We start from the raw sequence: 15,127 nt of genomic DNA on the forward strand, positions 1-15,127 counted from the left end.
AACCTAAAAGCGTTTCTCTCATAGTTCCGATTATCGCGTATGTGGTGTCTAAATAATGAACTGTCCCGAATTAAATCGCTAATTATAAAACGTTGAAAACCGACTACTAACTGCATTTCCCTCATGGAAATCTTAATATTGGTATTTTAAAAGTCAGTGGGGGTGGAGCCAATGTCCCTGCTCTTAAACCGGGACAGTTGCTCTGACCCCAGTGTCCCCCTTAATACGTATGTTCGGGTTGTGTCGGGGAGTTTTATTTATTTTTTCGCTGCTTTTTCTCTTTCGGATTTATTTAAGATTTTTTTCCGGAGGCGGATGGATTCTGGGGTAACTTCGCAATATTCGTCATCATTCAAGTATTGCAATGCTTCCTCCAATGACATCTTTCTCGTTTTTCGGATATTTGCTGTTTGATCTTTTGTTGATGCGCGCATATTCGTCAAATGCTTTTCTTTTGTAATATTTACGGTCAAATCATTATCCCGGTTATGCTCGCCGATAATCATACCAGCATATACTTCCTGTCCTGGTTCAGCGAAAATAGTACCACGGTCTTCCAAATGTAAAATACTATAAGTGGAAACTTTACCATTTTCCAGTGCAACTAGTACACCTTCGCGTCTTCCACCAACATTACCTTTAATAACTGGTTCAAAGGCTTCGAATGTATGATTCAAAATTCCATAACCACTCGTCTGGGACATGAATTCAGTCGTATACCCAAGCAGACCCCTTGATGGCACTTTAAATTCAATACGAACTTGGCCATCTCCATAGTTCACCATATCGAGCATTTCCCCTTTACGCTCTCCTAGGGACTCCATCACCGTTCCTGTATATGCTTCTGGAACATCAATTTGCACACGTTCCACCGGCTCGCAATCTACACCATCTATTTCTTTAATAATTACTTCTGGTTTCGAAAGCTGGAGTTCAAAGCCTTCTCTTCGCATGTTCTCAATCAGGATCGACAAGTGCAGTTCACCGCGTCCAGAAACTATCCAAGCGTCCGGCGTATCAGTCGGATCAACACGCAGACTTACATCTGTTTCAAGTTCCTTCATGAGCCGTTCTTCAATTTTTCTAGCGGTAATATATTTTCCTTCTTTACCGGCAAACGGGCTATTATTCACAAGAAACGTCATTTGCAGTGTCGGTTCATCGATTCGTAACCATGGCAGGGCCTCCGGATGATCTTTCGGGCAGACCGTTTCCCCGATATTAATATCTTCTAATCCAGAAACAGCTACAATCTCACCGGCACTTGCTTCTTCAATTTCAATCCGTTTTAAACCGAGAAAACCGAACAGCTTGGAAATCCGATATGACTTGTTCGTTCCGTCCTGTTTCATTAGAACGACTTGCTGACCGACATGGATTTTCCCTCTAGCAACCCGACCGACACCAATTCTTCCGACATAATCATTGTAATCAAGCAATGTCACTTGGAATTGTAATGGCTCATCGGAGTTATCAATAGGGGCAGGGATATGTTTCATAATCGTCTCGAAAATTGGATCCATCGTTTCCTCTTGTTGATCCGGTTCAAGACCTGACGTACCATTTAAAGCTGATGCATAGACGACAGGGAATTCCAATTGCTCATCATCCGCTCCTAGCTCAATAAACAAGTCAAGCACTTCATCGATTACTTCTTCCGGTCGTGCGTTAGGTCTGTCGACTTTGTTCACGACGACCATTGGCCGCAGTTTTTGTTCGAGTGCTTTTTTGAGCACGAAACGGGTCTGAGGCATCGTTCCCTCGTAAGCATCAACGACAAGTGCTACCCCGTCCACCATTTTCATAATCCGCTCGACTTCTCCACCGAAGTCCGCGTGACCTGGTGTATCGAGAATATTTATCGTTGTATCCTCATATTTAACAGCAGTATTCTTCGCTAATATTGTAATTCCACGTTCACGTTCAATATCACCTGAGTCCATTGCACGATCATCGACCTGCTCATTTTCCCGGAATGTTCCAGAGTATTTTAACAGTTGATCGACAAGCGTTGTCTTCCCGTGATCAACGTGGGCAATAATTGCAATATTACGTATATCTTTTCTTTGCATAACGTCCGCTCCTCTTTTTTAAGGGATGAATCAAGCCCTTATTATAACATATTATCGAGTTCGAGTATATTTATCGGAATTATAACGCTTTTTGCAAAGGGTTAGTGACCTAAAAAGTAAAAACAACTCCTGGAAAGGGATTCGAGTCTGTCCCTCTAAATCTCTAGGAGTCGTCTTGCCAGGAAACTGATAAGCTCGATCTATATCTTTCGGCAACAGAAAAAGGCTTCGTAAGGAACTGTTCTCCCTTATCTCTACCCTTTTATAACAAAATAATACAATATTGGTCAAAAAACCCCGAGGATATCCCCGAGGTTTTGCATTTTTCTTAGCCTTGTTTCTCTCTTTTATTACTCACTACTGGCAACATAATGATAAATCTCGCTCCTTCTAAATCCGGCGAGCGGTCGACACTGATCTTGCCGTCCGATTGTTCAATAATTGCCCGGGCAATAGCAAGGCCAAGTCCGCTTTCGCCACTTTTCCCTTTAATGAAACGGTGAAAAATATGTGGAATTAAGTCTTCTGCAACACCGTCTCCGTCATCTTCTACTGTAATCATGAGTTGCTTATGCTCGGTATATGCATGGATACGTATCCGGCTCTTCGCATGGCGGATTGCATTGACGACAATATTGGAAAGGGCGCGCAGCATTTTCTCCTCATCTGCATAAATCTGAATATCCTCTTTAACTTGTTTGTCCACTCTGATATTATTTTCCGTTAACATTGGGAAGAGCCGATCAATGACTGCATCAATTAAAACATCCCCAGACAGCATGATGGGCTCGTACGTTTTCTCTGTATCAAGCTTGGCGAGCAGAATCATTTCATTAATAATGACTTTCAGCCGCTTCACTTCCTCAACCATCAGCTCTAGTCCCTTATCTTTTTCTTCTCCTTCAAACACACCGTCTTTAATCCCTTCCGCATAGCCTTGAATTGTCATGAGCGGTGTTTTCAATTCATGACTCGCATTCTGGAAAAATACTTGCTGGGAACTCATATAACGTTGTAGTTCATTCGCCATTTCAAACACACTTTGTTCCACTTCTTTAATTTCCCCTGTTGCCTTAATCCGCTCGACATCATCGAACTGACGCTTCTCAATCTTCTTCAATTGCCGCTGGAGAAGTGTTAGTGGTGTTACAAGTGTATTTGTTAAATAATAACTTAGCCAAATTGCGAGCAAAGCACCAATAAGAAAGATGAGAAATAACCTCTTGATGAAGTTTCGCTGAATCTCATGTAGGTCAGTCATCGGTGTCAATAAAATTAATTCGAGGCCGAGAGCGTCCGGGTTAAAAAGGATGCGGGATGTGACAAAACGGTCATTGCCAAGTTGCCACATCGTCTCTTTCGTGTTGGCAAAATTATTTTCCTGGAAAAATCCAGCAACGACCGAATTGGGCATCGTGGAGAACAATACGGTATCCATATTCCGGTCATAAAGGAACAATTGAAGCTCCTGGTCATTTAAAAATTGATTAAATTCATGGATATCCTTTGTCGTTCCGTACTGCTCGGTTAAAAAATTTGCAAGCAGTTCACCGGTTTCCTCCAGCTGTCTCTGCTCATCCTGCACAAGAATATCTAATATTAAAGAGTAAATGAGATAGCCGGTCACCGTTAAGACGACGATAAGCAGCCCAGTAAATGCTAGGGTTAATTGTGAGCGTAGTTTCATCGCTTATTCCTCATCTTTTCGCAATCGATATCCATAGCCCCATACGGTTTCAAGTGGGATATCCGGTATTTTTTTACGGATCCGTTTCACAAGATCATCCACCGCCCGGTCACTTCCGAAATAATCATTGCCCCAAATGTTTAGGAGTAATTCTTCCCTTGAAAAAGCCCGGTTCGGATTTTGCGCGAATAAGAGCAGCATATCGTACTCTTTTGTCGTTACCTCAAATTCGTCACCAGCCCAGAATATCCTCCGTTCATCAAGGTAAATCAGTAACTCCCCTACCTTCATCCGCTCAAGAGGCTGTTGCTCCATTTGCTTGCCGAGGCTCGTTCGTTTAAATAGCCGCTTTACACGGGCAACAAGCTCCCTAGGACTAAAAGGCTTTGTAAGATAATCATCCCCACCAAGCTCAAGACCAAGAATCTTATCGATTTCATCATCTTTTGCAGAGATGATGATGATTGGTACTTCACTTTCCATGCGGATTCGCTTACAGAATTCATAGCCATCCATCCCTGGAAGCATAATATCAAGAATCCACATATCAGGCGGATTCGTTTGCCACACTTCCCAGCCCTCTTCCCCAGTTGACATGATGATGACATCATAGCCTTCTTTCTTGAGGTAGGCACGCACAATACTTTGGATATTTTTATCATCTTCTACTACACCAATTGTGTAACTCATTTCTTGTCACCTTTTCATTCGTTTTACTTATCTTCATTTTCACATAGAATGTATTAAAATTATACTAAAAAGCTGTCAAAAATCATCTTCCACATTTTTTCCACAATTACGCCTAAGCTTTCCCCTTTCTAATGGGTATAATAAGAAATGTAAGGAAGTGGTTGACACCATCTACTCCTTAGAACTTCCCCTTTTATTTGATATATTTGGAAGCCGCAATCACATCCCTATTGCGGTCTTCCTATGTAGAGTTGCTGAGGTCAAGATTTCTTTTCAGCAGCTCTCTCTTTTCTTTTACTTATATTCATAATAATTGATAGAATACTTAATAGAAAGGGTGATTTTGATGAATTTTGAAGACAAAAGACCAAATCATTCACAGGAGAGCGGCGAATATAAGCAGCCTTCAAACGAATCTCCGGACACAGAAAATGTTCTAGAAGAGCAAGAATATGAAGATGTAAGTGACAATGAGCAAACTTCTACCCCGGCGCAAGCTCCATTAGATGGGAAGAACGGGAAAAAGAATAAAAAATGGAGCGGCTGGAGCGCACTTGCCGGCGGACTAATCGGTGGGGCAGTTGCAGCAGTGATTGTCGCAATGTTGTTTGTAAACAATATTATCCCACTGGACGGTAACACACAAACGAGCCCGGTGACGGAAAATCAAAGCAGTGAAGCGGCAGCAATCATCGATACTTTTTCCTCTGAAGACGCGGATAGCTCAACAAACATCCAGGAAGTATCCGATGCAGTAGTTGGAGTCGTTAATTTGCAACAACGAAGCATTTGGGATGGCGATGAAGAAGCTGGAACCGGATCTGGAATTATTTATAAAAAAGAAGATGGAAAAGCATATATCGTAACGAACCAACATGTTGTTGACGGTGCAGAAAATGTGGAAATTGTACTTGGTGATGAGGAACGGATTCCAGCGACTGTGCTTGGCGAGGATGCATTGATGGATCTTGCTGTACTTGAGGTCGACGGCGAATTAATCGATACTGTTGCGACATTCGGTACGTCGGAAAACCTTGCCGTTGGTGAAACCGTGCTTGCAATCGGCAACCCGCTCGGATTAGATTTTGCCAATACGGTAACGAAAGGAATTATTAGCGGTCTAAATCGTTCGGTTCCAGTTGATACGAATGGTGACGGACAACCGGACTGGGTAACAGAAGTGTTACAGACAGATGCTGCCATCAACCCAGGTAATAGTGGTGGGGCTCTAGTTAATACAAACGGTGAAGTGGTTGGGATCAATTCGATGAAAATTGCTCAAAGTGCCGTTGAGGGAATTGGTTTTGCCATACCAGCTGATACTGCTTTACCGATTATGGAACAACTGGAAACGGAAGGAACAGTCACAAGACCACTGATCGGGATCAGTACAGCTGCTTTATACCAAGTACCACCGGAATATCGCGGGAACATTGATCTTCCCGATGATGTAGAAGGTGGCATGGTGATTGCTAGTGTCGAACCCCGTTCCCCAGCTGATAAAGCCGGTTTACAGCAGTTCGATGTAATTACGAAGATCAACGACGAACCAGTAACTTCAATTCTTGAACTGCGGAAGTATTTATACTCTGATACAGCAGTAGGTGAAGAGATAAAAATCGAATTTATCCGCGATGGCAAAGTAGAGACGACAGAGCTTGTGCTACAAGAGCTCGATGAAAATGCTGCATAATTAATTAAGACATAAGACCGCCTCGGTTTCGAGTGCGGTCTCTTTTTGTGATGTTTGTGTTACGATGTTGGGGACGTGTTGATAGCGAAAACTGTGAACTTAAACAGTCCTCGTAACATTTCAGTATCTCACTCCGACTTCTGATTCCTGAAATGATCTAACGCTTGCTCATCATACTTACCGTCCTCACCTGCTGATATATAACCTTCTATACCCTCAGGTCCCGCATTGTTTTCATCACTATTCGGATACATTTCGTTATAACTATCCTGATCGTCATATAAATCAGAAGGCCCGTCTGAGGAACCGTACCTGCTTACCTCCTGCCAAGCATCCTCTCTATCATAAGCAGTATTATCCACATCCCTTGCTTCCTCGGAACGGATGTTACTCGACATCACTTCTTCCTCAACCGGCCGCTCCCGTGAGAAAGTCTGTTCACTCGCATGCTCCATGCACTTGTCCGCAGTCGGAACAGCCTCCAACCGCTCATACGGAATATCTTGGCCACAAACGGCGCAAATTCCGTATGTACCCTCTTCCATCGCATGAAACGCTTTATTTATATCTTCCAGTTCTTTTTCCGCATGTTCATTCAAGGCAAGGTCTTTACTGCGCTCAAATAATTCCGTTCCCTGATCGCCTGGATGATTATCATAATTAGACAGTTCCCCGCTTATCTCCTGGGAAAATTCATATTTCAAACCAAGCTGGTCTTTCAATTGATCGATTAATTCATGTTCTCGCTCATGTAAGATGTCAAACATTTGTGAAAGTTGTTTGTCGGTTAGCATATGCATAGCTCCCATCTTTCTCATTTTTTACGGAAAATTCCTATCCTTTTAGTAAATTTCATAAAAATTGATGCTTTTTTTGCTATAATGAGCTACATATACTATATGTAAAATGAACAGAATGATTCGGGTTAACTACTGCCCAAATGATGGAAAGGGGAAGAACGAATGACACAAAATACACTCAAAAATATTGGTTTTATCGGAACAGGAGTTATGGGAAAAAGTATGGCTTCTCATGTCTTAAAAGCTGGCTACAATGTAACCGTCTACACACGGACCAAGCATAAGGCTGAAGAACTGCTTGCTGAGGGAGCGACTTGGGTGGATACCGTGAAAGAACTAGCAGCAACTGTTGATCTAGTTATCACGATGGTTGGTTACCCAAGTGACGTCGAGGAGATTTATTTTGGAGAGGAAGGTATTTTACAAAATGCGCGTGAACATACATACGTCGTTGATATGACAACATCAAAGCCATCTCTAGCAGTAAAAATTTATGAAGAAGCAAAGAAGCGGAACATCCATGCGCTTGATGCACCTGTTTCCGGTGGTGACATTGGGGCGAGAAACGCGAAGTTAGCGATTATGGTCGGAGGAGACCAAGCTGCATTTAACAACGTGCTGCCGATTTTTCAGATGATGGGTGAAAATATTATCCACCAAGGGGAAGCTGGAGCAGGGCAGCACACGAAACTTGCCAATCAAATTACAATTGCAACGAATATGATCGGTGTAGCTGAAGCACTTGTTTATTCGAAAAAAGCCGGTCTCAATCCAGAGCGAGTTCTGGACAGCATCAGTACCGGAGCGGCAGCAAGCTTCTCCCTATCACAACTTGGTCCGCGTATGTTAAAAGGCGATTTCGCACCAGGTTTTTACGTAAAGCACTTCATTAAGGATATGACGATTGCACTTGAGGCTGCTGAAGAAATGGGATTGTCTACACCAGGACTTAAACTCTCCCTCGAACTGTACAAAGAACTAGCGGAAAAAGGGGAAGAAGACAGCGGCACACAAGCATTGATAAAGCTATTTGAATAACAATCACGAGCGGGTGGATTAGCCAGTTGCTGTTTCACCCGCTCCTTTGCATGTCTTTCAATTATCCAGTTTTTCGCTCTCCTCTTGAACAACGAATGCTAAATCATCATTGCCGAACAGCTGAAGGACTTGGAGAACCGTTACAGTTGGAATCTCATCTGCTTCATTTTTGGGGACGGTTTCCTCTACCACTTCATCCAAGATTGCGTTATTCAGCTGATTTGGATAGGCCTTATTATATAATTCCTGGGCATCCAGATTATTATTCACACACCACTGCGCGAAAATAAGAATCATCATCCGTTCGTCGTTCTGATAATTTTCAATGACACGTTTTTCCATTTCTTTTGCATTCATGTCTTTCGCATCCATAATATTCATTCACCTGCTTATCAATATTAACAAAGGCGCTAAAGCCGGACGTGGCTAACCCTTGATACCTAAGTTCTCACGGTATTTTTATTTTATCATGCATTAACGGCCTGTAATACCCCCACTGAATGAAGTTTCACTTTATAGTTTCTTATATTAAAAAAAGCTTACCTCCACTGGAAGTAAGCTTTTGTATTTGAATTATAAACGAACTACGTTAGCCGCTTGTGGACCACGGTCGCCTTCAACGATTTCGAACTCAACTTCTTGACCTTCTTCTAAAGTCTTGAAGCCTTCAGCTTGGATAGCTGAGAAGTGTACGAATACGTCATCGCCATCTTCACGCTCGATGAAACCGAAACCTTTTTCTGCATTAAACCATTTTACTTTACCAGTCATTTAAATGACCTCCTTTTCAATTTCGTGCAAAGTAATTGAATCTGTAATACTTTTACACCACTTGAAAAAGAGATCGTAAAGTATTTTTATTCCAATTCCCATTTGCACCTTCTACTTTACATGGTCGCTCGGAAAAAAGCAAGTATTTTTTATTACTCTCCTTTAAGAATCCGTTAACATTTCAGATTTTTTGCATTTATTACGCCAGATTTATTACCATTTTTTTGGAAAACCGTTTAATTAAATAGCGTTAACCATAGTGTACTTATTGCAAAGGAATTAATACGTGATAAAAATAAGAACTCCCTTATATCAGGAAGTTCTTATTTTTTATTAAGCATGCTGTTTTTCTTCTTCAAGTGCACGCAGGCGTTCTGCGACTTCTTCTTCAGACAGGTTATGCTCTTTCACGTAAAGGTTGCGCGGAGTGACACGGCACTCATGGGAGCAGCCGCGCAGATACTTGTGCTCATTCTCTTCAGAGCAGAGCATTTGTCTATTACATTCCGGGTTAGCACAATTGACATAGCGTTCGCACGGCTGCCCATCAAAGAAGTCTTTTCCGACAATGACATGTTCTTTTTGGTTGACTGGAACAGAAATTCGTTCATCAAATACATACATTCTTCCGTCCCAAAGGTCACCCTGCACTTCCGGGTCCTTCCCATATACAGCGATTCCGCCATGAAGCTGAGCAACATCCTCAAAGCCCTCACGAACGAGCCAACCTGAGAATTTCTCACAACGGATTCCACCAGTACAATACGTCAATATTTTCTTCCCTTCGAACATGTCGCGGTTCTCACGGACCCACTCAGGCAGTTCGCGGAAAGTTTCGATATCCGGACGAATAGCGCCGCGGAAATGACCGAGATCATATTCATAATCGTTACGAGCGTCAAGAATGACCACGTCATCACGTTCCATAGCCGCACGGAACTCTTTCGGCTCCAAATATTCGCCAGTAAGCTCATGCGGATCAATATCATCCTCAAGACGCAATGTCACCAGTTCTTTACGTGGGCGGACATGCATTTTCTTAAACGCGTGACCTTCATGCTCATCAATTTTGAACATCATGTCTTGAAAACGTTCATCTGCATGCATCATATCCATATATTTTTGAGTTTGTTCAACTGTTCCGGATACTGTACCGTTGATTCCTTCTTCGGCAACTAAAATCCGGCCTTTCAATCCTACTTCTTTACAGAACTTCAAATGTTCTGCTGCGAAGGTTTCGGGGTCTTCAATGTATACATATTTGTAGTACAGCAAGACCTGATATTTTGATTTCTCCATTGTGTGTTACCACCTATCATTTATATTTGCAAGATACAAATGTTTGGTGTTTGTGTTATTTATCATCTTGCATAAGAACTAGTATAACAAAAATAAGGAAAAATAAAAAGTGGGTTAGCACTGCTATTTCGTGCCAACCCACCATCTTATAATGCAAGCTGCTCTTCAACTTGTTCTCGTAATGCCCGCTTTAAAAATTTTCCAACTGAAGTCTTTGGTATTTCATCCATAAACAATACTTCATCCGGTAACCACCACTTGGCAAATTGTGGCTCTAAATATTCGAGCATCTCCTCTTTCGAAAGCTGTACACCATCGTTTAATACAACACACGCGACAGGGCGCTCCTGCCATTTTGGATCAGGGATGGCAACAACTGCTGCTTCGAATACATCGGGATGTGCCATAAGCGCATTTTCCAAATCAACCGATGAAATCCATTCGCCACCACTTTTAATCAAGTCCTTCGTTCGGTCAACAATCTTCACGTAGCCTTCTTCATCAATCGTTACGACGTCTCCAGTGTGGAGCCAACCATCAACAAAAGAACTTTCACTTCTGTCATCCTTATAGTAAGAGTCAGCAATCCACGGCCCGCGAATGAGTAGCTCGCCCATATCCTGCCCATCCGCCTTCACCTCGCCATTATCATTAACAATTTTTACTTCAACACCTGGAACAACCCTTCCTTGAGTCGCCCGCAATTTTAATTTTTCTTCATAAGAAAGATTTGCCTGGTAGCTCTTTAATTTAGCAACCGTGACAACCGGGGTCGTTTCTGTCATACCATACGCATGAATAAAAGGAATACCGTGTGTTTCTTCAAATGCTCGAATCATTCCTTCTGGTGCAGCGGAACCACCACATAACACAGCACGTAAACTGTTTAAATTATAATTTCCTTGTTCCAATTCTTTTAAAAGTCCTAACCAAATCGTCGGTACTCCCGCTGTGATCGTTACCTTGTTATCTTCAATCAATTCAGCTAGTATTTGGGGCGTCGGCATTGGCCCAGGGAGAACTTGTGATGCCCCGAGCCAAGTCGCTGCAAAGGGGATTCCCCAAGCATTGACGTGAAACATCGGAACAACTGGCATCGCAATATCCTGCTCGGACAGTCCAGCCGTATCTGCAAGGGACAGAGCCATGCTATGAAGGTAAAGTCCCCGGTGCGAATAGATGACCCCTTTCGGCTTGCCAGTTGTAGCGGACGTATAACATAATCCGGCTGGATCATTTTCTAAAATATCATCGCGGAACGGGAATGTTTCATCACCACCCGCAAGCAATTCCTCATAGGAATAAATCGGGTCTAAAGCAGATTCTGGGAGTGTATCGTCATCAGTCATGACGATAAATGCTTCTACTGTATTAATGTCATCTTTAATTTGCTCTATTAATGGAAGAAGATCAACATCAATCAGCAATACTTTATCTTCGGCATGATTAATAATGTGGATTAAATGTTCTTTCGATAAACGCAAATTGATGGTATGCAAAACAGCACCAATACTCGGGATCGCTAAATATGCCTCCAAGTGACGGTGATGATTCCAAGCAATCGTACCAACCTTGTCCCCTCTCGCAACACCTAATCTGTCCAATATACTGGCTAGTGACCGTGTGCGAGAGACAAATTCTCCATATGTGAATGTACGTATCTCTTTCTGGGTTCGAGAGATGATTTCCTTCTTCGGAAAATATTTTTCAGTGTGCTGAAGCATTGCTGGTAAAGTTAATTGTATATCCATCATGATTTTCATTTCCCCCTTTTTTAATACAACCTAAATGAATGCGCTTACAAAACCTATTCTAAGTATTCATTACAATTTGTCAAGTTGGAAATGTTCTTTAAAATAGCTTAAGTTGTTTTTGACAGTTGTTATGGTGCTTGCTATCCTTCTTGTAAGGAGGCTGATGTTCATGAGTGTATATGAATACCATGCAAAAACAATTCGCGGCGAGGATAAGTCCCTCAGAGACTATGAAGGAAAAGTGCTACTTATTGTAAATACAGCAAGTGAGTGTGGATTCACGCCACAACTTCAAGGTTTACAGAGGCTGTATGATGAGATTGGCAATGATAATTTTGAAATCTTAGGTTTCCCTTGCAACCAATTCGGTGGTCAGGACCCTGGATCAGACGACGAGATTGCTGAATTCTGCTCCGCCAATTACGGTGTTTCTTTCCCCATGTTCAGTAAAATTGATGTAAAAGGAGAAAACGCTCATCCGTTATTCAAGCATTTAACAAGTGAGCAAAAGGGAATCTTAACAGAAGATATAAAATGGAACTTCACAAAATTCCTCGTTAATAAGCATGGTGAAGTAGTAGATCGTTTCGCCCCTCAGAAAGAACCGGCGAAATTGAAAAAGGAAATCGAGGAATTAATTGATGCTTAATTTTTACATCGTGTAAATAGCCTGTTTTACAAAAGTGCTCCGATTACATTCTGAGCACTTTTGTATCTCTGAAGGGACTGTATTTTATATGAACATTCATCTCAATAGAAAATATGCACCAACAAGAATGAGGATGAGGATAAGAATTCCAGTACCCTTCCAGCCTAAACCACCGACAAAATCAGCAAGATTGCCCCCCCTGTATACTGCTGGATGATTTTTTTAATTCCTCTTGTCTCAGCTTTTCTCTTCTCATTTCAGGGGTTTCTTTATCCTTGTTCATATTAAATTCACCCTCCCTATCCACTTATGCGTTAGCCTTACCACTTAAGTTTCAAAATCCAATAACTCCAACAAAAAACACACCCTATTTCTATCTAAGATGTGTTCTTCGCTTTAATTAATTTAAATTACTATTCCGTTTCAAACGAACTTTCAAGTCCCGCATCCCGTTCATGACGTTGAATTGCCAACTCAATCAACCGGTCGATAAGCTCGCTGTACGGAATGCCGGAGAGCTCCCATAATTTAGGATACATACTGATTTTAGTAAACCCTGGAATCGTGTTGATTTCATTAATAATAATTTCATTTGCTTCCGTTAAAAATACGTCAACCCGCGCCATTCCTTCACAATCCAATGCTTGGAAAGCCTTAACTGATACATCCTGGATTCCTTTCACTTGGTTGTCATCTAATTTTGCCGGGATTTCCAATGTTGCTCCACTTTCATCGATATACTTCGCTTCATAGGAATAGAAGTCATTGGTCGCAACAATTTCGCCTGGAATGGAAGCTTCTGGATACTCATTTCCCAAGATAGAGCATTCGATTTCTCTGCCTTGGATTGCCTCCTCAATTAAAATCTTGTGATCATATTTAAAAGCCTCAGCTACAGCCTCTTCAAACTCTTCCGCCGACTCGACTTTACTAACACCTACCGAAGAGCCCTGGTTTGCTGGTTTAATAAATAATGGCAGGCCAAGATTTTTTTCTATTTCTGCAAAAGAGATATTTCCTTTCGTTGCACGGGTGAACGTGTAAGACCCAGCAACTTTGAGACCTGCATCCTTTAGAAGGCGTTTTGCAACATCCTTATCCATACTGATTGCTGAGCCTAATACGTTCGAACCGACAAAGGGAATATTTGCAACACGCAGCATTCCTTGAATACTTCCATCTTCCCCGAGCGTTCCGTGCAGGATTGGAAAAATAACATCGAGCTGATCAAGGGCTGCCGAGCCATTAGCCTTCATTAACTTTTTATCCGCTTCACCCGGTACGAAGGCAACCCCTTCATTTGATTTATTCAAGGCAATCAACTTCGGATCGTTGGCATTTAACAGAAACTGTGACGAATCATGCAAATGCCATCTTCCCTCTTTATCGATTCCGATTAATGTAACATCATATTTATCTTTATCCATTGCTTCTAATACATTTTTTGCCGATTGCAACGAAACTTCATGTTCCGCTGATTTCCCGCCAAAAATCAAGCCAACTCTTTTTTTCATGCTCTAATCCTCCAAAATGATTTCATTAGCTATATTTATTCTATAGCCCAGCTATACGTGCATGCATCTTTTAACACAATTATACTTTTATATTTTATCATTAGGTGACCTAAGTGACAAAGGGGAATAAAGTGAAACTTCATTCAGTGGGGAATCTTTTCCTCCCCACTGAATGTTAGTTGAACAGAATCACGCATTTACGGACTTGTATACCCCCACCTTCACATGATAGGCTTCCCTCATGTTTAGAGGTGGGAATATTACAGACCGTTAATGCGTGATAAAAAAAATAACCACCTAGTATCAATTAGTGTGGTTAACTCCATATTAATATCTAATACAGTATTTAATCATTCGGACTAGACGGTTAATTACCACCTATATTCTTAATTACCTTGGTTCAATGTGCTTTTCTATCCAATCCGCAATATCCTCAATTTCCGGCTTTTTAACCACTAAATAAACAGTATAATCTTCAGCTTCTTTTTGACTAGCTTTAAATTGGTATCCATTTACCCATAAAAACTGTTTCATGCATGCGAAACTCGTTCTTTTATTACCATTATGGAAAGCATGGTTTTGCGAAATACTAGCATACAAAGCCGCAGCCTTTAACCATATTGTAGGGTATGCATCTTTACCAAACACTGTTTGTTTTGGTCTTTCTATTGCACTAAACAGCATATTTGTATCTTTTACGCCTATTTGTTCTTCTGGGGTATAACGTTTTATCACGGCAGCATTTATAAAAATAACTTCCCTGTCAGTTAGATATCGGACCATTATTTATCTGTCTGAAAGGTTTCTCAGTGTATCATCATAGTTTTCAAAAAGGTCTTCTAACCCTTCTAAAAACTCCTGGTCTAAAAAATCCATATTTACAGGTCTTTTTATAGACACACTGCCGTCATTCTCCAATATAAATTTAACATCATCACCTTGCTTTACTTTTAAGTGATTCAATACTTCCTGTGGAATCGTTACCCCAACGCTATTACCAATTTTAGTAATTTTCCTCTCCACTTCACTCACCGCCATTTCTTCTCCTCCCATTCTTCTCGAAAATGGCAAAGTTTAAACCGCAAAAAAAGCTTTACAGTACTTACTGTAATAACATTACATCTAAATTATAACTCAGAAGTGCAAAAAATACAATTTTT

The 15,127-nt window shown here is 41.3% G+C and carries 14 protein-coding genes and 1 pseudogene; 3 read left to right on the plus strand and 12 right to left on the minus strand.

Features of this window, described 5'->3' with window-relative positions; genetic code table 11:
* Positions 1–257: 257 nt before the first annotated feature.
* The 3 genes from typA to IEX94_RS10560 form a co-directional block, all read right to left on the minus strand.
* Complete coding sequence (typA, locus tag IEX94_RS10550) at positions 258–2,072, minus strand: translational GTPase TypA (protein WP_156856014.1); 1,815 nt, start codon at positions 2,070–2,072, stop codon at positions 258–260.
* Positions 2,073–2,400: 328 nt separating this feature from the next.
* On the minus strand, positions 2,401–3,759 hold the full coding sequence (locus IEX94_RS10555; RefSeq protein WP_188857133.1) for a sensor histidine kinase: 1,359 nt from the start codon (positions 3,757–3,759) through the stop codon (positions 2,401–2,403).
* 3 nt (positions 3,760–3,762) lie between these two features.
* Positions 3,763–4,449 (minus strand): response regulator transcription factor, encoded by a 687-nt coding sequence (locus IEX94_RS10560; protein WP_188857134.1) that lies wholly within the window; start codon positions 4,447–4,449, stop codon positions 3,763–3,765.
* Between the two features lie 346 nt (positions 4,450–4,795).
* Between IEX94_RS10560 and IEX94_RS10565 the strand changes: the two genes are divergently transcribed.
* Positions 4,796–6,142: a S1C family serine protease gene (locus IEX94_RS10565; RefSeq protein ID WP_188857135.1), complete on the plus strand. Its 1,347-nt coding sequence runs from the start codon at positions 4,796–4,798 to the stop codon at positions 6,140–6,142.
* A gap of 128 nt (positions 6,143–6,270) precedes the next feature.
* Here IEX94_RS10565 and IEX94_RS10570 read toward each other — a convergent pair whose 3' ends face one another.
* Positions 6,271–6,936 carry a TraR/DksA C4-type zinc finger protein gene (locus IEX94_RS10570; RefSeq protein WP_156856117.1) on the minus strand — a complete coding sequence of 222 codons (666 nt, stop codon included), beginning with the start codon at positions 6,934–6,936 and terminating at the stop codon, positions 6,271–6,273.
* 168 nt (positions 6,937–7,104) lie between these two features.
* On the opposite strand from IEX94_RS10570, the gene IEX94_RS10575 reads away from it, so the two are divergent.
* Positions 7,105–7,980 (plus strand): NAD(P)-dependent oxidoreductase, encoded by an 876-nt coding sequence (locus IEX94_RS10575; protein ID WP_188857136.1) that lies wholly within the window; start codon positions 7,105–7,107, stop codon positions 7,978–7,980.
* A gap of 57 nt (positions 7,981–8,037) precedes the next feature.
* On the opposite strand, the gene yxiS is transcribed toward IEX94_RS10575, so the two are convergent.
* From yxiS to IEX94_RS10595, 4 genes are all read right to left on the minus strand, one after another.
* Positions 8,038–8,337 (minus strand): protein YxiS, encoded by a 300-nt coding sequence (gene yxiS, locus IEX94_RS10580; RefSeq protein ID WP_156856118.1) that lies wholly within the window; start codon positions 8,335–8,337, stop codon positions 8,038–8,040.
* 216 nt (positions 8,338–8,553) lie between these two features.
* Positions 8,554–8,751 (minus strand): cold shock domain-containing protein, encoded by a 198-nt coding sequence (locus tag IEX94_RS10585; RefSeq protein WP_156856019.1) that lies wholly within the window; start codon positions 8,749–8,751, stop codon positions 8,554–8,556.
* 333 nt (positions 8,752–9,084) lie between these two features.
* Complete coding sequence (gene trhO / locus IEX94_RS10590) at positions 9,085–10,050, minus strand: oxygen-dependent tRNA uridine(34) hydroxylase TrhO (protein ID WP_188857137.1); 966 nt, start codon at positions 10,048–10,050, stop codon at positions 9,085–9,087.
* Between the two features lie 146 nt (positions 10,051–10,196).
* Positions 10,197–11,804 (minus strand): long-chain fatty acid--CoA ligase, encoded by a 1,608-nt coding sequence (locus IEX94_RS10595; protein ID WP_188857138.1) that lies wholly within the window; start codon positions 11,802–11,804, stop codon positions 10,197–10,199.
* Positions 11,805–11,973: 169 nt separating this feature from the next.
* Here IEX94_RS10595 and IEX94_RS10600 point away from each other — a divergent pair, with 169 nt between their 5' ends.
* Positions 11,974–12,453: a glutathione peroxidase gene (locus IEX94_RS10600; RefSeq protein WP_188857139.1), complete on the plus strand. Its 480-nt coding sequence runs from the start codon at positions 11,974–11,976 to the stop codon at positions 12,451–12,453.
* Between the two features lie 96 nt (positions 12,454–12,549).
* On the opposite strand, the pseudogene IEX94_RS19790 reads toward IEX94_RS10600, so the two are convergent.
* From IEX94_RS19790 to IEX94_RS10615, 4 genes and pseudogenes are all read right to left on the minus strand, one after another.
* Positions 12,550–12,736, minus strand: a pseudogene (locus IEX94_RS19790) (DUF6366 family protein).
* Between the two features lie 130 nt (positions 12,737–12,866).
* Entirely contained in the window at positions 12,867–13,967 is a 1,101-nt protein-coding gene (gene ddlA / locus IEX94_RS10605) for a D-alanine--D-alanine ligase (protein ID WP_188857140.1), read from the minus strand.
* 390 nt (positions 13,968–14,357) lie between these two features.
* Positions 14,358–14,750 carry a type II toxin-antitoxin system death-on-curing family toxin gene (locus IEX94_RS10610; protein ID WP_156856025.1) on the minus strand — a complete coding sequence of 131 codons (393 nt, stop codon included), beginning with the start codon at positions 14,748–14,750 and terminating at the stop codon, positions 14,358–14,360.
* 3 nt (positions 14,751–14,753) lie between these two features.
* The gene (locus tag IEX94_RS10615) at positions 14,754–15,005 is read right to left on the minus strand and encodes an AbrB/MazE/SpoVT family DNA-binding domain-containing protein (protein WP_229782670.1); all 252 of its coding nucleotides are present in this window, start codon (positions 15,003–15,005) and stop codon (positions 14,754–14,756) included.
* Positions 15,006–15,127: the final 122 nt, after the last annotated feature.

This window comes from Oceanobacillus indicireducens, assembly GCF_014647195.1.
Classification (GTDB): domain Bacteria; phylum Bacillota; class Bacilli; order Bacillales; family Amphibacillaceae; genus Oceanobacillus; species Oceanobacillus indicireducens.

What these genes read in the sequence shown, in the direction of transcription:
- yxiS (WP_156856118.1), bottom strand. Translation starts at nt 8,337, where the DNA reads ATGAATGCAAAAGAAATGGAAAAACGTGTCATTGAAAATTATCAGAAC.
- IEX94_RS10615 (WP_229782670.1), bottom strand. Translation starts at nt 15,005, where the DNA reads ATGGCGGTGAGTGAAGTGGAGAGGAAAATTACTAAAATTGGTAATAGC.
- trhO (WP_188857137.1), bottom strand. Translation starts at nt 10,050, where the DNA reads ATGGAGAAATCAAAATATCAGGTCTTGCTGTACTACAAATATGTATAC.
- IEX94_RS10610 (WP_156856025.1), bottom strand. Translation starts at nt 14,750, where the DNA reads ATGGTCCGATATCTAACTGACAGGGAAGTTATTTTTATAAATGCTGCC.
- IEX94_RS10565 (WP_188857135.1), top strand. Translation starts at nt 4,796, where the DNA reads ATGAATTTTGAAGACAAAAGACCAAATCATTCACAGGAGAGCGGCGAA.
- ddlA (WP_188857140.1), bottom strand. Translation starts at nt 13,967, where the DNA reads ATGAAAAAAAGAGTTGGCTTGATTTTTGGCGGGAAATCAGCGGAACAT.
- IEX94_RS10555 (WP_188857133.1), bottom strand. Translation starts at nt 3,759, where the DNA reads ATGAAACTACGCTCACAATTAACCCTAGCATTTACTGGGCTGCTTATC.
- IEX94_RS10575 (WP_188857136.1), top strand. Translation starts at nt 7,105, where the DNA reads ATGACACAAAATACACTCAAAAATATTGGTTTTATCGGAACAGGAGTT.
- IEX94_RS10585 (WP_156856019.1), bottom strand. Translation starts at nt 8,751, where the DNA reads ATGACTGGTAAAGTAAAATGGTTTAATGCAGAAAAAGGTTTCGGTTTC.
- IEX94_RS10600 (WP_188857139.1), top strand. Translation starts at nt 11,974, where the DNA reads ATGAGTGTATATGAATACCATGCAAAAACAATTCGCGGCGAGGATAAG.
- IEX94_RS10560 (WP_188857134.1), bottom strand. Translation starts at nt 4,449, where the DNA reads ATGAGTTACACAATTGGTGTAGTAGAAGATGATAAAAATATCCAAAGT.
- typA (WP_156856014.1), bottom strand. Translation starts at nt 2,072, where the DNA reads ATGCAAAGAAAAGATATACGTAATATTGCAATTATTGCCCACGTTGAT.
- IEX94_RS10595 (WP_188857138.1), bottom strand. Translation starts at nt 11,804, where the DNA reads ATGATGGATATACAATTAACTTTACCAGCAATGCTTCAGCACACTGAA.
- IEX94_RS10570 (WP_156856117.1), bottom strand. Translation starts at nt 6,936, where the DNA reads ATGCTAACCGACAAACAACTTTCACAAATGTTTGACATCTTACATGAG.